Origin of the sequence: Streptomyces sp. CGMCC 4.7035 (assembly GCF_031583065.1) — a bacterium.
Classification (GTDB): Bacteria; Actinomycetota; Actinomycetes; order Streptomycetales; family Streptomycetaceae; genus Streptomyces; species Streptomyces yaanensis.
In genome coordinates this window covers 1554449-1577137 of record NZ_CP134053.1, presented here as the reverse complement: position 1 = coordinate 1577137, position 22689 = coordinate 1554449, and the positions used below count along the sequence as shown (strand labels likewise).

The window sequence follows — 22689 nt, the reverse complement described above, 5'->3', positions numbered from 1 at the left end:
GTCGGGGGAAATCGTCCGTACGCACGACCAGGTCCGTATGCCAGGTACATGCCCGGTAGGACTTCTCAAGCCCCTGGGAATTACGGCAGTTATTCTGGTGCGTCGGGGGGCGGGAATGAACAATCTTGAAGTCGGTGTCGTCGGGCACGGGCATGGGCATGAATCCACCGCGGTCCGGCTCGAGAGTCATCGGGCCGAGCTGATCGGGTACTGCTACCGGATGCTGGGATCGGTCTTCGAAGCGGAAGACGCCGTGCAGGAGACCATGATCCGGGGCTGGCGCAGCCTCGACCGGTTCGAGGGGCGGTCGTCGCTGCGGTCGTGGATCTACCGCATCGCCACCAACGTCTGCCTCGACGCGCTCGCCGCCGGCAAGCGCCGGGCTCGCCCGATGGATCTCTCCGGCCCGACCAGTGGCGCCACTTCACCGGGCGCCCCACTGGACGCCGGGCTGTGGATCGAACCGTGTCCGGCTGCCCTGGCCTCCACGCCGGACGACCCCGCGGAGGCGGCCCAGGCGAGCGAATCGGTGCGCCTGGCCTTCATCGCCGCGCTACAGCACTTGGCGCCCAAGCAACGCGCGACTCTGCTGCTGCGGGAAGTCATGGGCTTCTCTGCGCGCGAAGTCGCAGACCTGCACGGTTCCACCGTCGCCTCGGTCAACAGCGCACTCCAGCGCGCCCGTGCCACGCTGGCCGCCCGCCGCGAAGTGACCGGCCATGCGACGGTACGGCAGCCCGGCACCGTCCAGCGGGCACTGGCGAAGCGGTATGCCGCGGCCTTCTCCAGCTTCGACATGGAGGAGTTGAGCATGCTGCTGCACGTGGACGCCACCATGTCCCTGCCGCCGTACGCCGTGTGGATGCAAGGCGTCTCCGACATCCAGGCCTGGCTGACCGGACCCGCCATCGGCTGCCGCGGATCACGGCTGATCCCCACCGTGGCGAACGGCTCGCCGGCGTTCGGCCAGTACCGGCCCAGTGCCGACGGAACGGGGTTCGAGCCCTGGGCGCTTCAGGTCGTCGACATCACCGAGGACCGGATCAGGGACATCAGCGTCTTCCGCGACACCGAGCGCCTGTTCCCGCTCTTCGGCCTGCCCGCGCACATCAGCGCGTAGGAGATTCGGCTCTCGTACGGGGGCGGCCGACATTCGGAGCGTGACGCAGGTCACTCCGGTTCGACCGATGACTTCCTTCGCGTCCAACGGTCATTACGAGCGACAACACCGGGAACATCAGGCGCAGACAGAGAGGACAAGGCCGACATGGCTGACACCGTCAAGGGCCCTGCCAGCTACTTCCCTTCCATCGAGAAGAAGTACGGCCGCCCGATAGCGGAGTGGAAGGAGCTCATCCGCTCCTCCCCTCTGACCAAGCACATGGAACTCGTGAACTGGCTCAAAGCCGAACACGGGCTGGGTCACGGGCACGCCAACGCCCTCGTCGCACACACCCTCGCGGAATCCCCCGACGTTCGCTGATGTTCACGCGCGGAACCAACGGGGACGCCGGGTCGGTCAGACGCAACCCACACGGCCGAAGCCCGAGGCGACGGTGTAGTTGTCGATGGGGAGGTAGGCGAAGTCGAATGAGCCCTCCGGCAGCCGCGCCGTGTCCTTGCCCAGCATGGTTCCTGATGAATCCAGGAGCACGACCAGCTCACCGGGCGGGAACCCGTTGCCGACCACTCTGAAGAAGGAACCAGGGGCATCCTGGGTCAGCGTGCATGAGATCCGTGGCGCATGCATGGGTGCCGCCTGCGCCGGCGAGGCGGCGATCGCCGGTCCTCCGACAAGTGCGAAGACCGCCACCCCGGCCGCCATGTTCCGCTTCTTCGTCTTCCTCATCGTTTTCTCCCGTCGTTCGGCCGCCACGGCCGCCATTCGGTGAGGCGCTTAGCGGGAGCCAGTGTGGAAAGGCGGGCATCACCGTGGCGTGCTGCGGGCGTGACGATGGCGTGACATCAACTCGGCCTCCGGCGCCGTTTCGTTGACCACCGAAGTGCGCATACCGGACCCAAGACTGCGATTTTGTCAAATCGAGACGATTCGACAACCTTCTGCGGACAGAGCAGCATGGACGCATGGAAAGTGTGCAGATCGTGAGCCTTTGGGCAGCGGCGGCGCCGCCGGTCGGCAGGCGCCTGGGCGGACTGACCCCTACCCGATCACGCAGCCATGAGCGCAGCTGATCTCGCTTTCTCTTCTCTGGCCGTGAAGACCAAGTCGCCCATGCGCATCGCGCTGCTCGGCGGCTTCGACCTCATGGTCGACGACGTACCGGTGGCCGTCCCCGTCGGCTCCAAGCGGCTTCTGGCGTTCATCGCGCTCAACTACCGCGCTTCCGTTCCCCGATCCCTGGTCGCCGGAAGCCTGTGGCCCGACGCATCGGAGCACAGTGCTTATACGAACCTCCGGGCAGCGCTGTCACGCCTGCGCGGGACCGCCAGGAAGGCGCTGGACGTCTCCTCCGCCGAGGTGCGCCTCGCGCGGGACGTCACCGTGGACCTTTACCACTCCCGGTCGTTGGCCCAGCGCCTGCTCGATCCCGGCGGCCCGGTGGAGGACCTCCGCCTCAACGCGGCGACCGTCGACCAGCTCTCCGCCGACCTGCTGCCCGGCTGGTACGACGACTGGGCGTTGCTGGAGGCGGAGCACTGGCGGCAGTTGCGCCTGCACGCCCTGGAGGCGCTGGCAGGGGAGTTCATCGACGCGAAGGAGTTCGCCGGAGCGGTATCGGCCGCTCACGCGGCTGTTCAGGCGGATCCCCTGCGGGAGAGCAGCCAGGCCTCGCTGATCCGCGCCCACCTGGCCGAAGGCAATCCGTCCGAGGCGCTGTCCGACTTCGAACGCTACGCGCAGCGCCTCCGCGACGAGTTGGGGCTCCGTCCCACGCAGCGCCTGCACCGGCTCGTGGCCGAACTTCAGCGGTCGCGTCCTCGGAACGGGTCGCCGCGGTCATGAGGGTGCGTCCGGGGGTACGGCGCGCCGGACGAGAACGGCGCGCCGTACCGTCCGTCACACTCCGGCACCCGCCCCAGCCGTCTGAGGGTCTCCCCTACGGCGCAACCGGCGCCACCGCTCGATCATGTCGTCTCGGGCGACGGCCACCCTCCAGCCGAGCCAGCGCAGGAAGCTCGTCGGCAGGAAGATCGAGTCCGCGAAGACCATCGCCATGGAGAAGAACGGCAGGCCGCAGATCACCGCGATGCCCGCGTGCTCGGTCATCATGATGGGGAGCAGCACGTTCTTCACCCGGCGGTTGAGGAGGGTGAAGGGGAAGGCGACCTGCACGAACACCGTGCCGTAGGTGATCGTCGTGACCATCAGGGAGTTGCTGCCGAGCGAGTGGGACAGCCGGGTCCACGGGCTGAAGTAGTTCAGATGCAGGGGGTAGATCAGGGCGGTTCCGTCCTGCCATCGCGCGCCCTGGATCTTGAACCAGCCGGCTGCCGAGTAGAGGATGATCACCTGGGCGGCGATCAACAGCATCCCCGCGTTGTGGATGAGGTTGGCCATGACGTCCAGCACCCCTCGCAGCTGGGAGGAGCGACGCCGCTCCGCCCAGAACCAGAGGGCCTGGGTGAACAACCATCCCCAGAGGAACAGGCCCCAGCGCGGCCAGAACTGCGCGAATCCCGTCACCTGCGCAGCCGCGAGGGCCACGGCGAAGAACGCCCAGAGGGCCACGCGCACCGGATCGCTGCCGCCCCGGCCCATCACCGCCGCGCGCTCCCGCCGTCGTGCGTCCAGCGACCACACCTGCCCGCACCGCGTGAGCACCAGGTAGGTCGCGACCAGGTGGATGAGGGTGTCGCCGCCGTCACCCAGGAGGACGCTGCGGTTCATGAGTGACAGCACGCCGACCATGTACAGCAGCGACATGGTTCGGGTGTGCCATCCCAGGAGCAGCAGCAGGCTCGCGACGATCGTGCCGTTGTAGACCAGCTCGAACCACAGCCTGTCGTTCGACCACAGCAGCAACGTGAACGCTCCGTTCTCGTTGCTCAGGCGCTGGGCGAGGTCGAATCCCCACGGGTTGGTGGTGCCGTACAGTTCCAGCCGGTGCGGCCATTCCCGGATCAGGTAGAGCGCGAAGGTCAGCGCGAAGCCGATCCGGACGATCGCGGCCTGGTACGGCATGAGCGCCGAACCAGTGATTTTGTTCAGCCCCTTGCTGATCCCCGCATCGAGCTTCGCGCCTATGCCCTTGAACGGGGAAGGCACCTGGGCAGTGTCCTTCTCGATGTTCACCGCAAGTCCTCCTTGGAGATCGGCCACCACGGGAGCGACTGGTAGGTCGTACGGGTGTCCACCTTCTCGTTGCTCCACTTCGGCGAGGCAATCGGGGCATATGCCGAATAAATTTGCACCTTGACCACCCGGCCACCGTCGAATCGCGCGCTGAGCCGCTGTGCAGCGATCCGGCGCACGTAGGTCTCGCCGAGCTCGCCGCGCAGGCCGACCGCTTTACCGGTCGCGTCTCGCTGCCTGTTGTAGAAGTCCCAGGCCTGGCGCAGCAGGTTCTGGTACGCATGACTGGGCGCGGGATTGTCCTTGATGTGGGCGATGTCCTGGGCGGTCAGGTTGACCCAGGGCGTCGTACGCAGGGAGCCGTCGGGCATCTTGATCTGGGCGCGCGCATGCACGGTGATGTTCGTCTGGAGCGGGTTCGGGGCGAAGAGCTGCCAGTTCTGGTCGAACTCCGGATAGACCCAGCCGCGTATCAGATCGGCATGCTTCCTGCTGATGGCGTTCGCCGGGGCGAGGTACAGGAAGACCAGGAGCAGGTGGACGGCGACAGCGGTTGCCGCCACCACTATGGTCCCAGTGATCACGATCCGTGACAGGGGCGACCAGGGCCCGTTCGGCGCGGGCGGCAGTACGTCGACTGCGGCGGGCTCTCGAAGGGCCTCGCCTTCCGGGGCGGTCTCGTCCAAGGCCTTGTGTGACTCCACAATGCTCCCTCGATCTGGGGTCCCGGGACATTCAGCGGACGCACTGGCGAATCACCAGACCCGTGAACGGATCATCGCGAAACCACAATAAATAGGTCTATATCGGCACAACTCGTTTCTTGAGCCGAACGGTGGACGGTCGATCGACGGGCGCTCGGATTCCCGGCGGCGCGTCAGCAGAGCGGGACGAGCCTGCTGCGCCGGTCACCGGCTCCCCGCGCCCAGTCCTGAGCAGCGTCACGCCGGGGTCACGCCGGGGTCACGCCGGATCAACGCCGCGGTCATGGACGGTCTCCCACGCTGGTGGAGGCCACGTAGCCCATCCATTCGAGGAGGCATCATGGCGACGGGCATCCGGAAGTACATACCGCGTGCGATAGGCGCGTCCTGCCTGGCCGTAGCGCTTGCCGGAACGGCGGGCGTGATGAGCGTGCAGGCAGCACCTCAGACAGCGAAGGCCACGGCGGTGTCGAAGAGCGCGATACCGAACCAGCCCTGCACCCTCACCCTCGTCAACGGCAAGCTCGTCACGGTCTGCGGTGGCGGCGGCACCACAGGAGCGGTCGCCACAGGCGCCACCATCGGCGGCCTCATCGGCGGCACCACAGGAGCGGTCGCCACAGGCGCCACTATCGGCGGCCTCATCGGCGGCACCACAGGAGCGGTCGCCACCGGAGCCACTATCGGCGGCCTGACCGGCGGCACCACCGGAGCGGTCGCCACAGGCGCCACCATCGGCGGGCTCACCGGCGGCACCACCGGAGCGGTCGCCACAGGCGCCACCATCGGCGGTCGCATCGGCGGCACCACCGGAGCCGTCGCCACCGGCGCCACCATCGGCGTCGGCCAGATCGGCGGCACCACCGGAGCCGTCGCCACGGGCGCCACCATCGGCGGTCGCATCGGCGGCACCACAGGAGCCGTCGCCACAGGCGCCACCATCGGCGGCCTCACCGGAGGCACCACAGGAGCCGTCGCCACCGGAGCCACCATCGGCGTCGGCCAGATCGGCGGCACCACCGGAGCCGTCGCCACAGGCGCCACCATCGGCGGCCTCACCGGCGGCACCACCGGAGCCGTCGCCACAGGCGCCACCATCGGCGGCCTCATCGGCGGCACCACCGGAGCCGTCGCCACAGGCGCCACCATCGGCGGCCTCACCGGCGGCACCACCGGAGCCGTCGCCACCGGAGCCACCATCGGCGTCGGCCAGATCGGCGGCACCACCGGAGCAGTCGCCACCGGCGCCACCATCGGCGGCCTCACCGGAGGCACCACAGGAGCCGTCGCCACCGGAGCCACCATCGGCGCCGGCCAGATCGGCGGCACCACCGGAGCAGTCGCCACCGGCGCCACCATCGGCGGCTGACAAGAGGCTCCTGGGGCACGCCACCCGCTGCGCAGAGCTCTCACGCTGACGGGCGGCTGCCCCGTCTCCGCGTACAGCGCGTCCGCGCGGAACGCCGAACGCAAGTCAACGCGCGGTCAAGGCTGGTCTCCACGCCGATGGAGGCCACGTAGCCCATTCACTCAAGGAGGCATCATGGCGATGGGCATCCGGAAGCACATTCCCCGCATGATCGGCGCGTCCTGCCTGGCCGCTACGCTTGCCGGAACGGTCGGCGTGATGAGCGTGCAGGCGGCACCTCAAACAACGAAGGCCACGGCGGTGTCGAAGAGCGCGATACCGGACCTGGTTCCCTGCAAGACCGTCCTCATCAACGGCCGGTTCGTCTTTGTGAACGTCCGGACCGGCAAGGTCGTGCCCCCGAGGTTCTGCTTCCGCGGCGGCGGCATCACCGGAGCGGTCGTCACCGGCGCCACCATCGGCGGTTTCACCGGCGGCACCACCACAGGAGCCGTCACGACCGGCGCCACCACGACCACCACCGGCGCCACCAGCACCACCGGAGCCGTCGCCACCGGCGCCACCACGACCACCACCGGCGCCACCAGCACCACCGGAGCCGTCGCCACCGGCGCCACCACAATCGGCGGCGGCACCACCGGAGCGGTCGCTACTGGCGCCACCATCGGCGGCCTGACCGGCGGCACGACAGGAGCGGTCGCCACGGGCGCCACCATCGGCGGCCTGACCGGCGGCACCACCGGAGCGGTCGCCACGGGCGCCACCATCGGCGCCGGCCAGATCGGCGGCACCACCGGAGCCGTCGCCACAGGCGCCACCATCGGCGGCCTCACCGGAGGCACCACAGGAGCCGTCGCCACAGGCGCCACCATCGGCGCCGGCCAGATCGGCGGCACCACCGGAGCCGTCGCCACAGGCGCCACCATCGGCGGCTGACAAGAGGCACCTGGGGCACGCCGCCCGCTGTGCGAGCTGTCAGCTCATGCCGACGGGCGGCTGCCCCGTCCGCGCGGAGAGCGCGTCCGCGCGGACTCCGAACGCACGTCAACGCCGCAATCACGTCCGGTCGCCACGCTGGTGGAGGCCACATAGCTCGTCCACTCCAGGAGGCATCATGGCGACGGGCATCCAGAAGTACATACCGCGCGCGATAGGCGCGTCCTGCCTGGCTGCGGCGCTCGCCGGAACAGCAGGCGTGATGAGCGTGCAGGCGGCACCTCGAACAGCAGCGAAGACCACGGCGGAATCGAAGAGCGCAATGCCGAACGTGGTCTGCAGACTCGTCCTCATCAACGGCCAGACCGTCGTCGTGAGCGCCGTGACCGGCCAGGCTGTGGACCCGAGGCTCTGCAACCGCGCGTTCGTCACCACAGGAGCCACCACAACCGGCGCCACCATCGGCGGCCTCACCGGCGGCGTCACAACCGGCGCCACCACAACCGGAGCCATCACGACCGGAGTCAGCACCACGACCGGCGCCACCGTAACCGGGGCCACCGTCATCGGCGGCGTCTCAGGAGCCGTCACCACTGCCGCCACCATCGGCGGCTTGGCCAGCGCCGGCCAAATGACGCCAACCGCGGTCGGCGGCCAATAGCGGCGAACGCCATCGGCGGCGCTGTCGCCCGGGGCGGCACCGTCGCCCCGGGCGACATCGGCAGCGAAGTCACCCAAGGTGGCACCGTCGGCGGCAAGTGAGGGGAGCCCGGGTATGCCACCCGCTGTCGACTCATCCCGACGGGCGGCTCTGCCCCCTTTCCCCCGCGGACAGTACGTCCGCGGGGACCCGAACGCACATCAACGCCGCGGTCATTGCCGGTCCCCACGCCGGTGGAGGCCACGTAGCCCAGTCACTCAAGGAGGCAACATGGCGACGGGCATCCGGAAGCACATCCCGCGCACGATCGGCGCGTCCTGCCTGGCCGTGGCGCTTGCCGGAACGGCAGGTGTGATGAGCCTGGGGGCAACGCCTCAAACAGCGAAGGCCGCGCCGGCAGCGAAGAGCGCGACACCGAACCTGCTCTGCAAGTTCCTCCGCGACAACAAAGGCAATCTCGTCCGCGACAGCAGCGGCGTTCCCGTCGTGGTGGAGGTCCCCAGCAACAACGTCGTCCCCATGCTGTCCCAGGGACTCTGCAGATTCGTAAGCGCCGGCGGCACCACGGGCGCCACCACGGGCGCCACCACAACCGGAGCCACCGTCGGCGGCGGGACCACGACCGGCGCCACCACCACGGGCGCCACCACGACCACGACCGGAGCCACCACCACGACCGGCGCCACCGTAACCGGCGCGACCGTCATCGGCGGCGTCTCAGGAGCCGTGACCACCGCCGCCGCCACCACCATCGGCGGCCAGGGGACCACCCCCGGCACAACGACCCCCGGGACAACCACCCCCGGAACGACCACCCCCGGGACAACCACCCCCGGAACGACCACCCCCGGCACAACGACCCCCGGGACAACCACCCCCGGAACGACCACCCCTGGGACAACCACCCCCGGCACAACGACCCCCGGAACGACCACCCCTGGCACAACCACCCCCGGGACAACCACCCCCGGAACGACCACGCCTGGCCCAGGTGGCACGACAGCCCCCACCATCGGCGGCCAAGCCAGCACTGTAACGGTGGGTGGCACCACAGCCCCCGCCACCGTCGGCGGCCAGTAAGAGGTGTCCGGGCAGGCCGCCCGCTGTGCTGAACTCTCGGCTCCGAAACGCGGCCTGCCCCCGTCCCTGCGCACAGCGCCTCCACACGGACGCTGGTGGAGGCCACACAGCCCCGTCCCCAGGGAGGCATCATGACGACGGGCATCCGGAAGCACATCACCCGCGCGATCGGCGCGTCCTGCCTGACCGTGGCGCTTGCCGGAACAACAGGCGTGATGAGCGTGGGGGCAACACCTCAAACAGCGAAGGCCACGTCGGCAGCGAAGAACGCGATGCCGAACCTGCTCTGCAAGTCCCCCCACAACGAGGACGGCTCCGTCGTCCGCCACGCCAACGGCATTCCCTTCGTGGTGGAGGTCAGCACTCCCAGCGCGCCGGCGTCCATCAGCAACGACGTCGTCGCAATCGAGGACCGACGGCTCTGCACATTCGTGGGTGTCACCGAAACCGACCTGGCCCTCGTCAACGCAGCCCTCACCGGCGGCATCTCAGACGCCCCTGGAACGATGGGCCGCACGACCGGCGGCGGATGAGAGACGCCCGAGGCAAGGACTCCGTTCCCGTTCCGGATCACCGTCGCGGACAACGCCGGCACGGACGACACCTGGCAGACCGCCGTCGAGCTGACGCCAGCGCGAGTTCGTCTCGTGGTCCTACAACCTGCTGCTCAAACGGGTCGACGACCCGACAGCCGGGTCGACATCGTCCGTATGGCCGTTGACGACCGCAAAGGCATGGGGCGGATGGTGCGGCGCGTCGTCGCCCGGTGGGTGCGCGTCGCTGGACTGCCGCCCCCGCGGCCCCGCTCGCACATGCCCGCCGCCCGCGCGGTCCCTGTCCCCGTCCCCGTCCCCGTAAGCCAACCCTCTTCCGTCGTCCCCGTAAGCCAACCCTCTTCCGTCCCGGAGCACTTGGAGTACGTGTCATGACGACCCTCGCCCCACCGCCCCACAAGGACGGGACCCAGCACTGGAGTCCGGCCGGCCGGGCATCGTCCGGCTCCCCTTCCATCCGAGCCGCGACGGCGACCGGCGCCCCGCGCGCCCTGCGCCCGGCTCGCATCACGCCGGCCGCTTGCGTGCCGTCGTCTTCTTCGCCGCTGTCTTCTTCGCCGCCGTCTTCTTCGTCGTAGCGGTCGGCTTCGCCGCCGACGTCGACTTCGCCGTGGACTCGGACTTCGCCGTGGACGTCGACTTCGCCGCCGTCTTCTTCGCGGCGGTCTTCCTGGCCGCCGCCTTCTTCGCCGTCGACTTCTTGCCCCCGACCTCCTTCGGCTGCGCCCGCGCTGTCTTCCGGGCCGGCAGGCGTCTGACCTCGGCCTCCTCACCGGCCGTCTCGCCGGCCGCCTCGCCGCGCGACTCCTTCGCCGCGCGCACGCTCTTCTCCAGCGCGGCCATCAGGTCGAGGACCTTGCCGCTCACCGCCGGTTCGGGGGCCTGTGGGGGTGTCTCGCCCGCGGCCTTCGCGGCGATGAGCTCCTCCAGGGCCTCGCGGTACTCGTCGTGCAGGTCACCCAGGTCGACCTCGCCGAGGGTGTCCATGAGGGCGTCCGCGAGATCGAGTTCCTTGTCGTTGACCGTGACCCTCGTGTCCGGGGCGACGCCCTCGGGGGCGCGGACCTCGTCCGGCCACAGCAGCCCGTGCATCGCGATGGCGTCCTCCACCACCCGCAGCATGCCCAGGCGCTCCCGGCCGCGCAGCGCGAACTTGGCGATGGCGACCTTGTTGCTGCGCTTCAGGGCCTCGCGCAGCAGCGTGTACGGCTTGGCGGCCGGGGCGCCGCTCGCGGCGAGGTAGTACGCGCTGTCCATGTGGAGCGGGTCGATCCGCTCGAACGGCACGAAGGCCACGATCTCGATCGTCCTGGCCGTCGGGATCGGCAGCTGGGCCAGATCCTCCTCGCTGATCGGGATGATCGTGCCGTCCGCGTCCTCGTACCCCTTGCCGATCTCCGCACCCGAGACCTCGCGGTCCTCCAGCTCGCAGAACTTGCGGTAGCGGATGCGTCCGCCGTCCTCCATATGGATCTGGCGGAAGGAGATCGAGTGGCTCTCGGTGGCGTTCACCAGCTTGATGGGGATGCTGACCAGGCCGAACGAGATGGCGCCGTTCCAGATGGATCGCACGTTCCGCACCTTTCCAGCCGTTTCCAGGCGTTTTCATACGCTTCAGCCGATTTACCCGGTTTCGTGGGATTCTCATCGTATGACGCCGATCACAGAGGTGGAGGGGCGACGGCTCGCGCTCAGCAACCTGGAGAAGGTCCTCCATCCAGCGACCGGCTTCACCAAGGCCGAGCTGCTGCACTACTACGCGACCACCGCGAACGCGCTGCTCCCCCACCTGCGGGACCGCCCGCTGTCCTTCCTGCGCTACCCGGACGGCCCGGACGGCCAGATCTTCTTCGCCAAGAACGTGCCGCCGGGCACGCCCGACTGGGTCACCACGGCCGAGGTGCCGCGTTCGGAGGGGCCGGCCCGCATGGTGCTCGTCCAGGACCTGGCCAGCCTGATGTGGGCGGCCAACCTGGTCACCGAGTTCCACACCCCGCAGTGGCGCATCGACACGCCCGACGAGGCCGACCGGCTGGTCTTCGACCTCGATCCGGGCCCGCCCGCCACGATCGTCGAGTGCTGCGAGGTCGCCCTGTGGTTGCGGGAACGGCTCGCGGCGGACGGGATCGAGGCGTACGCGAAGACGTCCGGCTCGAAGGGGCTGCACCTGCTGGCGGCGGTGGAGCCGACGCCGTCGCAGCGGACGACGGAGTACGCCAAGCAGCTCGCCGTGGAGGCGGAGAAGGCGCTGCCCCGCCTCGTCGTCCACCGGATGACCCGCAGCCTGCGGCCCGGGAAGGTCTTCGTGGACTGGAGCCAGAACGCAGCCCGCAAGACGACGGCGACGCCCTATACGCTGCGTGCCCGGGCCGAACCCACCGTGTCGGCGCCCGTGACCTGGGAGGAGGTCATGGACTGCGCGTCCCCCGGCAGTCTCGCCTTCCGCGCGCCGGACATCGGTCCACGCCTCCAGGCGTACGGCGACCTACTGGCCCCGCTGTTCGACACCGGCCGGGCGGGACCACTGCCCTGACCGCGTCCGCTCCGGCCGAGGTCCATGGCCGAGGTCCATGGCGAGGACAGCGGACAGGGGACAGGGGACAGCGGACCCGCACAGCCGCGACTGCCCGTGACGGGTCCTCCCGAACCCCTCACACCCGCGCCCACGTATGCCGGTCCCGCGCCATCGCGTGCAGGGCCTCCACGTCCGCCGGTTTGAGCACACCGCCCAGGCGGGCGAGGGCCGGGACGTCGGTGTCCTTGAGAACGCGGAGCTCGCGGAGCGGGGTGGTGATCTCCAGGCGGGCCGGCTCCATCAGGGCCAGGACCGGGTGGACCTCGGCGGTCAGGGCGTACGACGCCCGGGCCGCGTCGGCCCGCACCCGGCGCAGCAGAGGCCACGGCTCGTGGCGGCCCACCGTCACCATCGGGTCGGCGACGAGGACCCGTTGTCTGCGGGCGTGGAGCGAGTGCACCGCGAACAGGCCGCCGGGGCCGATCACCAGGTGGTGGACGCGGTCGCCGCCGGGCAGCGGCACCGAGTGCAGAGTGTGCCAGCCCGCGCCCTCCAGCCGGTCCAGCGCCTCACCGACGGCCTCCTCGGCGGCGAGCGCCCGGCGCCTCGGGTCCGGGCGCAGCCGGTGGGCGGCCCCCGGATCCCGGTCCAGGGCGATCACCAGCGCCTCGCCGGGCCGGTTGGGCGCCAGGTCGTCGTCGGGGTGGAGGGAGAGCCGGGCCAGCTCCGCGGGGGTGGGGACGGGCGGCGGCCCCACCGTCACCGGGCCGGTCAGGAACGGGCCGAGGGCGTCGAGCACGTCCTGACGCCGGTCCTCGCCGATCAGATTGACCCGGCCCGCCTCACGGTCGTACCAGGCGACATTCCTGCCGTCGGCGCCGCATACGTACAGGCGTTCCTGTCCGTGCCGCCAGGTCGGTATGACGCGCAGTCCACTCATGCATCATCACCCCTCACCACCCCTCGACCATGGGAACAGGTGGGGTGCTCCACGGGCAAGAAGCCGGTTACCTTTGGGAGCAGTTGGGGGAACTCGGTGGGAGGCGCCGTTGCGGACCCGCAGAAAGCAACCCGATGTACCCGCTCCGGACAGTCCGTGGAACGAGATCGTGCCCGGCCTGTGGATGGGCGGGCACGAGTTCGCGGGGAGTTCCGGAGAGCTGGAGTTCGCCGTCGTGCGCGACGAGTTCGATCTGGTGCTGACCCTGTTGCGGCTGCCGGGGCACGGGCCGGACGACGGGGTCGAGCACCATGTGTGGCCGATTCCGGACGGGCCGCTCGACGGAACGCAGATCGCCGGCGTGATGCGGCTCGCGCAGGCGGCCGACGACGCCATGGAGGAGGGCCGCCGGGTCCTCGTGCGCTGCTATCACGGCTACAACCGCTCGGGCCTCGTCGTCGCGCACGCGCTCGTACGGGCCGGTCACACCGCCGAGGAGGCGATCCGGCTGATCCGCGCCCGCCGCGGCCCCTGGGCGCTGCACAACGCGCTGTTCGTGGAGTATCTGCGGGCCGGCCTGGACACGGCCCGTCTCCTGGAGGAACTCGCGGAGTGACATCACCTCGGGAGGTGTAACCGGAACGGCCCGATTACCACCCCATAACGGGACATCACGGTCGCCCGCTTGCTACGTTCCGCACATGATCCAGCCCGGAATGCCAGGACCGAGAACGGCGACGCCGGCGGCGGCCGACGCCCCCGTACCCGCCTTACGCCTGCCCCGGCGCCGCGGCATCGAGCTCCTCCTCATCGTCGTCGCCGTACTGCTCTGCGTGTACGGCTACTGCGCGGTCGGTCTGGCGAAACACGGCGCCGTACCGCCCGGCACCGCCCGTTACGGCGCCGGGCTCGGGGTGCTCGCGCTGCTCGCGCACTGCGCCGTGCGCCTGCGGGCCCCGTACGCCGACCCCCTGCTGCTGCCCATCGCCGTGCTGCTCAACGGCGTGGGCCTGGTGCTGATCTACCGTCTCGACCTGGAGACCCCGGGCGACCGGGCGGCCCCCGCCCAGCTGTACTGGTCGACGGTCGGGGTGGCGCTCTTCATCGGCGTCGTGCTGCTGCTGCGCCACCACCGGGTGCTCCAGCGCTACACGTACGTCTGCGTGGTCGCCGCCCTCGCCCTGCTCATCCTGCCGATCTTCTTCCCGGCGGTGAACGGCGCCCGGCTCTGGGTCCAGATCGCCGGGTTCTCCATCCAGCCGGGCGAGTTCGCGAAGGTGCTGCTGGCGGTGTTCTTCGCCGGATACCTGGCCGCCAACCGCCAGGCGCTGGCGTTCGCCGGCCGCCGTGTGGGGAGGCTCCAGCTGCCCACCGGACGTGTTCTCGGCCCGGTCGTGGCGATCTGGCTGGTGAGCGTGGGGGTGCTGGTCCTGGAGCGGGACCTCGGGACCTCGCTGCTGTTCTTCGGCCTGTTCGTGGTGCTGCTGTACGTCGCCACGGGCCGCACCGGCTGGATCGCGGTCGGGCTGCTGCTCGCGGTCCTCGGCGCGTTCGCCGTGGGCCGGGTGGAGCCGCACGTGCACGGCCGGGTCGCGGACTGGCTCCACCCCTTCGCGTCGATCGAGGCGGGCCAGGGCCCGGGCCAGCTCGCCCAGTCCCTGTTCGCGTTCGCCGCCGGCGGCGTGCTCGGCACCGGGCTCGGCCTCGGCCACTCGATCCTCATCGGCTTCGCCGTCAAGTCGGACTTCATCCTGGCGACGGCGGGCGAGGAGCTGGGCCTCGCGGGCCTGTCCGCGCTCTTCCTGCTCTACGCCCTGCTGGTGGAGCGCGGCTACCGGGCGGGCCTGGCGCTGCGCGACCCGTTCGGGCGCCTGCTCGCCATCGGTCTCGCGTCGATCGTCGCGCTCCAGGTGTTCGTGATCGCGGGCGGGGTGACGGGCCTGATCCCGCTCACGGGCATGGCCATGCCCTTCCTGGCGCAGGGCGGCTCCTCGGTCGTCACCAATTGGATCATCGTCGCGCTGCTGATCCGGATCAGCGACTCGGCGCGCGGCCAGTACGACGGGACGGCGACGCCGTGAGCCGGTACATCCGCCGGGCGGCGGCCCTGTGCGCGGTGCTCCTGGTCGCCCTGCTGGCGAACGCCACCCGGGTGCAGATCTTCGAGTCCTCCCGTTACGAGGCCAACCCCGCCAACCGCCGGCAGACCATCGCGCGGTACGGCCAGGCGCGCGGCGACATCCTGGTCGACGGCCTCGCGGTGACCGGCTCCCGGGACGCGGGCGGGATGTTCCGCTACGAACGCACGTACAAGGACGGCCCGCTGTACGCCCCGGTGACCGGCTTCGCCTCGCAGGTGTACGGGACGACGCTGCTGGAGAACGCGCGGGACGCGGTGCTCGCGGGCACCGACCCGTTGCTGGAGCCGCTCGTTCCGCTGTGGAACGAGGTCACGCGGTCACGCAACCCCGGAGGCAACGTCGTCACCACGCTCAACGGGGCGGCGCAGCGGGCGGCGTACCGGCGCCTGGCCGGGCGCACCGGCGCGGTGGCGGCGCTGGAACCGTCGACCGGGCGCATCCTGGCGCTGGTCTCGACGCCGTCGTACGACCCCGCGGAGCTGTCCGGGTCCAAGGAGTCCGTCACCCGGGCCTGGACCCGGCTGAACGCGGACGCGGCGCGGCCGATGCTCAACCGGGCGATCCGGCAGACGTATCCGCCCGGTTCGACGTTCAAGGTGGTGACGGCCGCGGCGGCGCTGGAGGCGGGGGTGGTGAGGGACCTCGACGCGCCGACGGCGTCCGAGGACCCCTATCGGCTGCCCGGCACGACGACCCGGCTGAGCAACGAGGTGCACGGCTGCGAGGACGCGTCGCTGCGGTATGCCTTCGAGTGGTCGTGCAACACGGTGTTCGCGAAGCTCGGCGTGCGGGTGGGGCTCAAGAACATGACGGGCACGGCGGCGAACTTCGGCTTCAATAACCGGAAGCTGAATATTCCCTTCTCGGTGGCGCCGAGCACCTTCGATCGGAAGCTGGACAAGGCGCAGCTCGCGATGTCCTCGATCGGGCAGTTCGACACGCGGGCGACGCCGTTGCAGATGGCGATGATCGCGGCGGCGGTGGCGGGCGGGGGCTCGGTGAAGGAGCCGTACCTGGTGGACAGGACGACGACTCGTGCGGGCGAGACGGTCTCGGTGACCGAGCCGCGCACCCTGCACCAGGCGATGAGCGCGGCGACCGCGGCGCAGCTGCGGGAGATGATGACGGACGTGGTGGAGCAGGGGACGGGCAGGAACGCGGCGATCCCCGGCGTCACGGTGGGCGGCAAGACGGGCACGGCCCAGCACGGTGTCGGCAACTCCGCGAAGCCGTACGCCTGGTTCATCTCCTGGGCGCAGCCCTATGACGCGCTGGAGCCGGCGGTGGCGGTCGCGGTGGTGGTGGAGGATGCGGCAGGCAGACGCGGGGAGGTCAGCGGGGGCGGGGACGCGGCGCCGATCGCGAAGGCGGTGATGGAGGCGGTGCTGGCGTCGCGCCCGGGCGGCAAGAGCGGCAGGAGGTGAGGGCTCACCCCGCGGCGGCCGTTCCCTCCTCGATGGCCTCCGTCACCTCCGCGACGCGGGCCTCCTCCTCCGCGGCGAAGCGTTCCGCGTCCAGTTTCTCGGCGATCTCCTCGTCCTGGGCCATCAGCAGGTCCAGGTTCGAGTCGCCCATCTCGAAGACGCCCATGTCGACGTACGCCTGCTGGAGGCGTTTGCCCCACAGGCCGATGTCCTTGACGCACGGGACGATGCGGCTGAAGAGCAGCTGCCGGAAGAGCCGCAGGAACTCGGAATTCTCGCTGAGTTCGGCCGCCTCGGCCTTGGGGATGCCGAAGTTCTCCAGCACCTCCTCCCCGCGCAGGCGGTCGCGCATCAGATAGCAGCCCTCGATGACGAATTCCTCGCGTTCGCGCAGTTCCGCGTCCGTGAGCTGCTTGTAGTGGTCGCGCAGGGCCATGCGGCCGAAGGCCACGTGGCGGGCCTCGTCCTGCATGACGTACGCCAGGATCTGTTGCGGCAGCGGCTTGTTCGTGGTGTCGCGGATCATGCCGAAGGCCGCGAGGGCCAGGCCTTCGATCAGCACCTGCATGCCGAGGTAGGGCATGTCCCAGCGGGAGTCGCGGAGGGTGTCCCCGAGGAGTGCCTGGAGGTTGTCGTTGATCGGGTACACCATCCCGATCTTCTCGTGCAGGAAGCGGGCGTAGATCTCCGCGTGCCGCGCCTCGTCCATCGTCTGGGTCGCCGAGTAGAACTTCGCGTCCAGATCGGGCACGGACTCCACGATCCGGGCCGCGCACACCATCGCGCCCTGCTCTCCGTGCAGGAACTGGCTGAACTGCCAGGAGGCGTAGTTCTTGCGCAGCTCGCCCTTGTCCCTGTCGGTCATCTTCGCCCAGTACGGCGTCCCGTAGAGGGTCATCGCCTCGTCCGGCGTGCCGAGGGAGTCGTACGGGTCGACCTCCAGGTCCCAGTCGATCCGCTTCTGCCCGTCCCACTGCTTGTCCTTGCCCTTCTGGTACAGGGCGAGCAGCCGGTCGCGTCCGTCGTCGTACTCCCAGCTGAACCGGGCCGCACCGCTCGCGGGCACCTGCCAGAGGGGGTCTCCCGGGTCCTTGGCGTACAGCTCATGCGTCGGCATACCGCCCACGCTCACACGGGGTAGACGCGGCGTCAACAAGTGCGACGCAGGGGATTGACGTCCTTGCTGACAAGCAGTCTCATAAGACGCGACCGCCGGACCGCCGGTAACGGCGGGCCGGTACGACGAGGTGGTGGGACAGCGATGACGACCGTGACGGAAGCCGATGTGCTGCGCGACGCGCTCGGCCTGCTCAAGGACCGGGAGCAGGTGGCCGAGCGGCTGCTCGCCTCCTCCGCCAAGCACTCCTTCGACCCGGACAGGGAACTGGACTGGGACGCGCCCTACGAGGACGGCAAGTGGTTCTGGCCGCCGGAGCTGGTGTCCCTGTACGACACGCCGCTGTGGAAACGGATGAGCGAGGAACAGCGGATCCTGCTCTCCCAGCACGAGGCCGCGGCCCTCGGCTCGCTCGGCATCTGGTTCGAGATCATCCTGATGCAGCTGCTCGTCCGGCACATCTACGACAAGGCGGCGACGAGCGCACACGTGCGGTACGCGCTCACCGAGATCGAGGACGAGTGCCGGCACTCCAAGATGTTCGCCCGGCTGATCGCGCACGGCGACACCCCCTGGTACCCGGTGAGCCGGGCACACCAGAACCTGGGCCGCGTCTTCAAGACCATCTCGACGACGCCCGGCTCCTTCACCGCCACGCTGCTCGGCGAGGAGGTCCTGGACTGGATGCAGCGGCTGACATTCCCCGACGAGCGGGTGCAGCCGCTGATCCGCGGCGTCACACGCATCCATGTGGTCGAGGAGGCCCGGCACGTCCGGTACGCCCGCGAGGAACTGCGCCGCCAGATGCTGACCGCTCCGCGGTGGTCGCAGGAGTTCACGCGGATCACCTCCGGTGAGTTCGCGCGGGTGTTCTCGGTCGCGTTCGTGAACCCCGAGGTCTACACGAACGTCGGCCTGGACCAACGGGAGGCCATGGCCCAGGTGAAGGCGAGCGGCCATCGACGCGAGGTCATGCAGACGGGCGCGAAGCGGCTGACGGACTTCCTGGACGACATCGGGGTGCTGCGGGGGGTGGGGCGACGGCTTTGGAGGTCGTCGGGGCTGCTGGCGTGAGTACGTTGGGGCTGGGGTGAGCGAAACCAGCCCGTCTGGGGTCCCCCCTGCTCGAAGAGCTTGGGGGAGTTTGAGGACGAGGCCGTTCAGGCCGAAGGGGGTCTGGGGGCGCAGCCCCCGGGGGGTGCCCGCAACTCCGGGTGCCTCTTCTCCCCGCGGCGCGATTACGCTGCGGAACATGACCTCCCAGGCCCCGCCCCCCGCGTACCGCCGGCTCAGCGTGGAGGAGCGGCGCAGCCAACTGCTCGACGCCGCGCTCACCCTCTTCGCGCACCGCGCACCCGAGGAGGTCTCGCTGGACGACGTGGCCGAGGCGGCCGGAGTCTCCCGCCCGCTCGTGTACCGCTACTTCCCCGGCGGCAAGCAGCAGCTGTACGAGGCCGCGCTGCGCTCCGCCGCCGAAGAGCTCCAGCAGTGCTTCGCCGAGCCCCCGGAGGGACCGCTCACCCGGCGCCTGGGCCGGGCCCTGGACCGCTACCTCGCCTTCGTCGGTCGGCACGACGCCGGCTTCAGCGCCCTGCTCCAGGGTGGCAGCGTGGTCGAGACGTCCCGCACCACCGCCATCGTGGACGGGGTCCGGCGGGCCGCGGCCGAGCACATCCTGAGCCACATGGGCGTGGAGGAGCCGGGTCCGCGGCTGCGGATGACCGTACGGATGTGGATCACCGCCGTCGAGGCCGCCTCCCTCATCTGGCTCGACGAGGGCAAGCAACCGCCGGTCGAGGAGCTGCGGGACTGGCTCGTGGAGCAGTTCGCGGCGTGCCTGCTGGCCGCCGCCGGGCGCGACCCGCAGACCGCCGCCGTGGTCCGCGGTGCGCTGGCCCTGGAGAGTGGGCAGGGACCGATCGGCGCGCTGGTCCGGCGCGTCCTGCCCGTGGTCGGCGACGCGGGCCACTTGCTGTGACCCGGTAGCGCGCGCAGAACACGATGCCGTGCCGCCGACACCGGCTCACGACACCGACAAACACTGGCCCCATCAACCGACAAACACAGGCCATGAAGGGGACACTGATCCGGTGAAGGGGACACTGATCCGGTGAAGAGCCAAGACACCCCGTTCGTCGGCGGCCCTCTGGACGGGCGCGTCCTGCCCGTCCTGCTCGGCCCGACCGGTCACCCGCCGAAGACGTACCGCGTCCCCGTCCCGGACGCGGCCGGCGGCCCGCCCACCGTGCTCGTCTACCGGCGCGTCCAGGCGGGCCGGAGCCCGCGGCTCGGCCTCCACCAGGGCTGGAAGTACGAGTACGACCCCGAGGGGGACGACGGCGGCCGTATCAGGTGGCCGTGGTCCAAGCCGCGCCCGAAGCCAGGCGCCACGCCGGGCGGCGGTCCGGACGCCGCCGACGAGTGACCTCCTTGGCCCGAACCGACCACTCGACGGGACCCCGGGTCGCGGTCAGCTCATCATTCCGGTGCGAGGTGGAACGACCACCCCCCGCACCGGAGGTGATGACATGTCAGGAATGCTGCTCCGCCTGGTCTGTTCGACGGCGGTGACCACCTCGGCCCTGCTCGTCCCCGCTCCCGCGGCGGCCGCACCGGACCCGGCGGCGGACCCGGCGGTCCGGCCGAACACCCTCCCGGCCTCCCCCTCCCGGCTTCTGACGGACCTTCAACAGCTGTACCGGCAGGCCGAGCGGGCCACCGAGACCTACAACGCCACCGCCGAGAAGCTGACGAAGCGGCAGGCGGACGTCGAGCGGCTCGACGGGCAGCTCGTCAGGGCCCGGCTCGCCCTGCAGAGCAGCCGCGGCGAGGTCGGCCGGCTGGCCAGACAGCAGTACCAGAGCAGCACGGGGATCTCCGCGTACGTACGTCTGCTGCTCGCCCGCGATCCGCAGCACGCGCTCGACGAGGGCCATGTGATCGGGCAGTTGACGCAGGATCGGGCCGAGAGCGTGGACCAGCTGACCGGCGACGAGAAGCGCGCCGACGATCTGGCACGCAAGGCGCGCAAGGCACTGGACGACCAGCTCACCCTGGAGGAGCAGCAGAAGAAGGCGCGGGAAGACGTCCAGCGGCGGCTGGCGGACGTGGAGAAGATGCTCTCCTCACTCAGCGCCGAACAGCTCGACCAGCTGGCCGAGTTCGAGAGGAACGGCACCGCCACCGCGCAGCGGGAGCTCCTGGCGTCCGGCTCCCTCGGCGACGACCGCCCGCCGTCCAGGGCGGGCGGCAGGGCCCTGCGGTACGCCGTCGAGCAGATCGGCAAGCCGTACCGGTGGGGCGCCGAGGGCCCGACGGCGTACGACTGCTCGGGGCTGACCTCGCGGGCCTGGGGGCACGCGGGCCGGGCCATCCCGCGGACCAGTCAGGAGCAGTGGGCGCGACTGCCGCACGTACCGCTGAAGAAGCTGCGCCCCGGTGACCTGGTGGTCTACTTCCCCGAGGCCACACACGTGGCCCTGTACCTCGGGAACGGCATGGTGGTCCAGGCGCCGCGGCCGGGGACGAGGGTCAAGGTGTCCCCGATCGCGGCCAACCCTGTGCTGGGAGCCGTACGACCGGACCCCGCCGGGAAGCCCCTGCGGCGGTACGCACCGCCGCGGCTCCCCCGCGGCGCCATGACCGGTCCCGACAAGGGCTACTGGGCGGCGGCACCAGAGACCGACGTCAGGTAGGCCTCCGTCTTGTCGGGCTCGTAGAAGAAGTTCTCGAAGTCGGCCGGGTCGTCGAAGCCGTTGGCGAAGCGGTCGGCGACCGGCTGCAACGCCCCCGCCGCACCGATCAGGTTCAGCACGTGCTCCGGCGGCACGCCGAGCATCGCGTTCGTCCACTTGGTGACGTGCTGGGCCACGTCCCAGTAGCGGTCGAACGTCTGCTGCATCCAGGCCTCGTCGAACTCCTTGTCACCGTGTTCGAGGATCGAGGCGAGGTAGGAGGCGGCGCACTTGGACGCCGAGTTGGAGCCCTGGCCGGTGATCGGATCGTTGGCCACGACCACGTCCGCCACGCCCAGGACAAGACCGCCGCCGGGAAGACGGCCGATCGGGTTGCGGACGGTGGGCGCGTAGCGCCCCGCCAGGGTGCCGTTCGCGTCGGTCAGCTCCACCTTGGTGGCCCGCGCGTACTCCCACGGCGTGAACTTCTCCATGAGTTCCAGCGTCAGGGAGAGGTGATCGGCCGGGTCCTTGACGCCGTTGAAGACGTCGAGCGGTCCGCCGGGGATGCCCTCCCAGAAGAGGATGTCCGCACGGCCGGAGGTGGTCAGGGTCGGCATGACGAAGAGCTCGCCGACGCCCGGGACCAGGTTGCAGCGGACCGCGTCGTAGTCCGGGTGCTCCGGGCGGGGGCCCAGGCCGTGGACATACGAGACCGCGAGGGCGCGCTGCGGCTCGCTGTACGGGGAGCGCGAGGCGTCGCGGCCGAACATCGACACCAGCTCGCCCTTGCCCGCCGACACCAGCACCAGGTCGTACGTGCGGGAGAAGAAGTCGAGGTCGGAGACCGCCGCGCCGTGGATGACGAGCTGGCCGCCGCGCTGCGCGAACGTCTCCATCCAGCCGGCCATCTTCACCCGCTGGTCCACGGACTGCGCGTACCCGTCGAGCTTGCCCACCCAGTCGATCACGCGCTGGGACTCGGGACCGGCCACGGACACACCGAGTCCCTCGATCCTCGGGGCCTGGGACTCCCAGAAGTTCAGCTGGAGGTCCCGCTCGTGCTGAAGGGCGGTGTGGAACATGCACTGCGTCGACATGACCCGGCCGGTACGGATCTCGTCCGCGGTCCGGTTGGACATCAGGGTGACCTCGTACCCGTGCGACTGGAGGCCGAGGGCGAGCTGGAGTCCGGACTGACCGGCTCCCACGACGAGTATCTTCCGCATATGGGTGGTGCTCCTATCGGGACGAGGGGGTGCCTTATGGATCAGCGCGGAGGAAGGAGCGGCGTCTGGTGCGTGCGATCGCAAGGCGCC

General features: G+C 70.2%; 23 protein-coding genes. 16 read left to right on the top strand and 7 right to left on the bottom strand.

Annotation, left to right across the window (positions count from 1 at the left end; translation table 11 throughout):
* Window positions 1-115: 115 nt before the first annotated feature.
* Window positions 116-1120, top strand: coding sequence for a sigma-70 family RNA polymerase sigma factor (locus Q2K21_RS06555; RefSeq protein WP_310766864.1), 1005 nt, complete (start codon window positions 116-118; stop codon window positions 1118-1120).
* 147 nt (window positions 1121-1267) lie between these two features.
* Window positions 1268-1483 carry a DUF4287 domain-containing protein gene (locus tag Q2K21_RS06550; protein ID WP_310766862.1) on the top strand — a complete coding sequence of 72 codons (216 nt, stop codon included), beginning with the start codon at window positions 1268-1270 and terminating at the stop codon, window positions 1481-1483.
* A gap of 36 nt (window positions 1484-1519) precedes the next feature.
* Here the strand turns inward: Q2K21_RS06550 and Q2K21_RS06545 are convergent, their stop codons facing one another.
* Window positions 1520-1849 carry a hypothetical protein gene (locus tag Q2K21_RS06545; RefSeq protein WP_310766859.1) on the bottom strand — a complete coding sequence of 110 codons (330 nt, stop codon included), beginning with the start codon at window positions 1847-1849 and terminating at the stop codon, window positions 1520-1522.
* A gap of 330 nt (window positions 1850-2179) precedes the next feature.
* On the opposite strand from Q2K21_RS06545, the gene Q2K21_RS06540 reads away from it, so the two are divergent.
* Complete coding sequence (locus Q2K21_RS06540; protein WP_310766857.1) at window positions 2180-2965, top strand: AfsR/SARP family transcriptional regulator; 786 nt, start codon at window positions 2180-2182, stop codon at window positions 2963-2965.
* A gap of 54 nt (window positions 2966-3019) precedes the next feature.
* Here Q2K21_RS06540 and Q2K21_RS06535 read toward each other — a convergent pair whose 3' ends face one another.
* On the bottom strand, window positions 3020-4255 hold the full coding sequence (locus Q2K21_RS06535) for an HTTM domain-containing protein (protein WP_310766846.1): 1236 nt from the start codon (window positions 4253-4255) through the stop codon (window positions 3020-3022).
* Window positions 4252-4839: a DUF5819 family protein gene (locus Q2K21_RS06530; protein ID WP_310766842.1), complete on the bottom strand. Its 588-nt coding sequence runs from the start codon at window positions 4837-4839 to the stop codon at window positions 4252-4254. The genes Q2K21_RS06535 and Q2K21_RS06530 overlap by 4 nt, the downstream gene beginning before the upstream one ends.
* Window positions 4840-5299: 460 nt before the next feature.
* Between Q2K21_RS06530 and Q2K21_RS06525 the strand changes: the two genes are divergently transcribed.
* From Q2K21_RS06525 to Q2K21_RS06505, 5 genes are all read left to right on the top strand, one after another.
* Complete coding sequence (locus Q2K21_RS06525; RefSeq protein WP_310766841.1) at window positions 5300-6328, top strand: hypothetical protein; 1029 nt, start codon at window positions 5300-5302, stop codon at window positions 6326-6328.
* Window positions 6329-6502: 174 nt separating this feature from the next.
* Window positions 6503-7264, top strand: coding sequence for a hypothetical protein (locus tag Q2K21_RS06520; RefSeq protein WP_310766839.1), 762 nt, complete (start codon window positions 6503-6505; stop codon window positions 7262-7264).
* 178 nt (window positions 7265-7442) lie between these two features.
* Window positions 7443-7925: a hypothetical protein gene (locus Q2K21_RS06515; protein ID WP_310766838.1), complete on the top strand. Its 483-nt coding sequence runs from the start codon at window positions 7443-7445 to the stop codon at window positions 7923-7925.
* 270 nt (window positions 7926-8195) lie between these two features.
* Complete coding sequence (locus Q2K21_RS06510; protein ID WP_310766836.1) at window positions 8196-9005, top strand: hypothetical protein; 810 nt, start codon at window positions 8196-8198, stop codon at window positions 9003-9005.
* Between the two features lie 131 nt (window positions 9006-9136).
* The gene (locus Q2K21_RS06505; protein WP_310766833.1) at window positions 9137-9538 is read left to right on the top strand and encodes a hypothetical protein; all 402 of its coding nucleotides are present in this window, start codon (window positions 9137-9139) and stop codon (window positions 9536-9538) included.
* A 528-nt stretch (window positions 9539-10066) separates the two neighbouring features.
* On the opposite strand, the gene ku is transcribed toward Q2K21_RS06505, so the two are convergent.
* The gene (ku, locus tag Q2K21_RS06500) at window positions 10067-11131 is read right to left on the bottom strand and encodes a non-homologous end joining protein Ku (protein WP_310766830.1); all 1065 of its coding nucleotides are present in this window, start codon (window positions 11129-11131) and stop codon (window positions 10067-10069) included.
* Between the two features lie 79 nt (window positions 11132-11210).
* Here ku and ligD point away from each other — a divergent pair, with 79 nt between their 5' ends.
* The gene (gene ligD, locus Q2K21_RS06495; RefSeq protein WP_310766826.1) at window positions 11211-12092 is read left to right on the top strand and encodes a non-homologous end-joining DNA ligase; all 882 of its coding nucleotides are present in this window, start codon (window positions 11211-11213) and stop codon (window positions 12090-12092) included.
* A gap of 118 nt (window positions 12093-12210) precedes the next feature.
* Here ligD and Q2K21_RS06490 read toward each other — a convergent pair whose 3' ends face one another.
* The gene (locus Q2K21_RS06490) at window positions 12211-13014 is read right to left on the bottom strand and encodes a nuclease-related domain-containing protein (protein ID WP_310766823.1); all 804 of its coding nucleotides are present in this window, start codon (window positions 13012-13014) and stop codon (window positions 12211-12213) included.
* A gap of 109 nt (window positions 13015-13123) precedes the next feature.
* On the opposite strand from Q2K21_RS06490, the gene Q2K21_RS06485 reads away from it, so the two are divergent.
* The 3 genes from Q2K21_RS06485 to Q2K21_RS06475 all read left to right on the top strand — a co-directional run bounded on the left by Q2K21_RS06485 (window position 13124) and on the right by Q2K21_RS06475 (window position 16579).
* The gene (locus Q2K21_RS06485) at window positions 13124-13630 is read left to right on the top strand and encodes a protein-tyrosine phosphatase family protein (RefSeq protein ID WP_310766820.1); all 507 of its coding nucleotides are present in this window, start codon (window positions 13124-13126) and stop codon (window positions 13628-13630) included.
* Between the two features lie 85 nt (window positions 13631-13715).
* Entirely contained in the window at window positions 13716-15095 is a 1380-nt protein-coding gene (locus Q2K21_RS06480; protein ID WP_386276024.1) for an FtsW/RodA/SpoVE family cell cycle protein, read from the top strand.
* A complete protein-coding gene (locus Q2K21_RS06475; RefSeq protein ID WP_310766817.1) occupies window positions 15092-16579 on the top strand; it encodes a peptidoglycan D,D-transpeptidase FtsI family protein in 1488 nt (495 codons plus the stop codon). Before Q2K21_RS06480 ends, Q2K21_RS06475 begins: the two co-directional genes overlap by 4 nt.
* A gap of 4 nt (window positions 16580-16583) precedes the next feature.
* On the opposite strand, the gene Q2K21_RS06470 is transcribed toward Q2K21_RS06475, so the two are convergent.
* Complete coding sequence (locus tag Q2K21_RS06470; protein ID WP_310766815.1) at window positions 16584-17696, bottom strand: ferritin-like domain-containing protein; 1113 nt, start codon at window positions 17694-17696, stop codon at window positions 16584-16586.
* 144 nt (window positions 17697-17840) lie between these two features.
* Here Q2K21_RS06470 and Q2K21_RS06465 point away from each other — a divergent pair, with 144 nt between their 5' ends.
* The 4 genes from Q2K21_RS06465 to Q2K21_RS06450 all read left to right on the top strand — a co-directional run bounded on the left by Q2K21_RS06465 (window position 17841) and on the right by Q2K21_RS06450 (window position 21391).
* Complete coding sequence (locus tag Q2K21_RS06465) at window positions 17841-18770, top strand: AurF N-oxygenase family protein (protein ID WP_310766811.1); 930 nt, start codon at window positions 17841-17843, stop codon at window positions 18768-18770.
* Between the two features lie 178 nt (window positions 18771-18948).
* A complete protein-coding gene (locus tag Q2K21_RS06460) occupies window positions 18949-19674 on the top strand; it encodes a TetR/AcrR family transcriptional regulator (protein WP_310766808.1) in 726 nt (241 codons plus the stop codon).
* 132 nt (window positions 19675-19806) lie between these two features.
* Complete coding sequence (locus Q2K21_RS06455; protein WP_310766805.1) at window positions 19807-20121, top strand: hypothetical protein; 315 nt, start codon at window positions 19807-19809, stop codon at window positions 20119-20121.
* Window positions 20122-20224: 103 nt separating this feature from the next.
* On the top strand, window positions 20225-21391 hold the full coding sequence (locus tag Q2K21_RS06450) for a C40 family peptidase (protein WP_310766803.1): 1167 nt from the start codon (window positions 20225-20227) through the stop codon (window positions 21389-21391).
* Here the strand turns inward: Q2K21_RS06450 and Q2K21_RS06445 are convergent.
* A complete protein-coding gene (locus tag Q2K21_RS06445) occupies window positions 21355-22599 on the bottom strand; it encodes a styrene monooxygenase/indole monooxygenase family protein (protein WP_310766800.1) in 1245 nt (414 codons plus the stop codon). The two genes, Q2K21_RS06450 and Q2K21_RS06445, sit on opposite strands and share 37 nt — an antisense overlap.
* Window positions 22600-22689 lie beyond the last annotated feature (90 nt).

Excerpts from the sequence above, each read along its gene's own strand:
- Q2K21_RS06555 (WP_310766864.1), top strand. The coding sequence starts at position 116 with ATGAACAATCTTGAAGTCGGTGTCGTCGGGCACGGGCATGGGCATGAA.
- Q2K21_RS06550 (WP_310766862.1), top strand. The coding sequence starts at position 1,268 with ATGGCTGACACCGTCAAGGGCCCTGCCAGCTACTTCCCTTCCATCGAG.
- Q2K21_RS06545 (WP_310766859.1), bottom strand. The coding sequence starts at position 1,849 with ATGAGGAAGACGAAGAAGCGGAACATGGCGGCCGGGGTGGCGGTCTTC.
- Q2K21_RS06540 (WP_310766857.1), top strand. The coding sequence starts at position 2,180 with ATGAGCGCAGCTGATCTCGCTTTCTCTTCTCTGGCCGTGAAGACCAAG.
- Q2K21_RS06525 (WP_310766841.1), top strand. The coding sequence starts at position 5,300 with ATGGCGACGGGCATCCGGAAGTACATACCGCGTGCGATAGGCGCGTCC.
- Q2K21_RS06520 (WP_310766839.1), top strand. The coding sequence starts at position 6,503 with ATGGCGATGGGCATCCGGAAGCACATTCCCCGCATGATCGGCGCGTCC.
- Q2K21_RS06515 (WP_310766838.1), top strand. The coding sequence starts at position 7,443 with ATGGCGACGGGCATCCAGAAGTACATACCGCGCGCGATAGGCGCGTCC.
- Q2K21_RS06510 (WP_310766836.1), top strand. The coding sequence starts at position 8,196 with ATGGCGACGGGCATCCGGAAGCACATCCCGCGCACGATCGGCGCGTCC.
- Q2K21_RS06505 (WP_310766833.1), top strand. The coding sequence starts at position 9,137 with ATGACGACGGGCATCCGGAAGCACATCACCCGCGCGATCGGCGCGTCC.
- ligD (WP_310766826.1), top strand. The coding sequence starts at position 11,211 with ATGACGCCGATCACAGAGGTGGAGGGGCGACGGCTCGCGCTCAGCAAC.
- Q2K21_RS06490 (WP_310766823.1), bottom strand. The coding sequence starts at position 13,014 with ATGAGTGGACTGCGCGTCATACCGACCTGGCGGCACGGACAGGAACGC.
- Q2K21_RS06480 (WP_386276024.1), top strand. The coding sequence starts at position 13,716 with ATGATCCAGCCCGGAATGCCAGGACCGAGAACGGCGACGCCGGCGGCG.
- Q2K21_RS06470 (WP_310766815.1), bottom strand. The coding sequence starts at position 17,696 with ATGCCGACGCATGAGCTGTACGCCAAGGACCCGGGAGACCCCCTCTGG.
- Q2K21_RS06465 (WP_310766811.1), top strand. The coding sequence starts at position 17,841 with ATGACGACCGTGACGGAAGCCGATGTGCTGCGCGACGCGCTCGGCCTG.
- Q2K21_RS06460 (WP_310766808.1), top strand. The coding sequence starts at position 18,949 with ATGACCTCCCAGGCCCCGCCCCCCGCGTACCGCCGGCTCAGCGTGGAG.
- Q2K21_RS06450 (WP_310766803.1), top strand. The coding sequence starts at position 20,225 with ATGTCAGGAATGCTGCTCCGCCTGGTCTGTTCGACGGCGGTGACCACC.
- Q2K21_RS06445 (WP_310766800.1), bottom strand. The coding sequence starts at position 22,599 with ATGCGGAAGATACTCGTCGTGGGAGCCGGTCAGTCCGGACTCCAGCTC.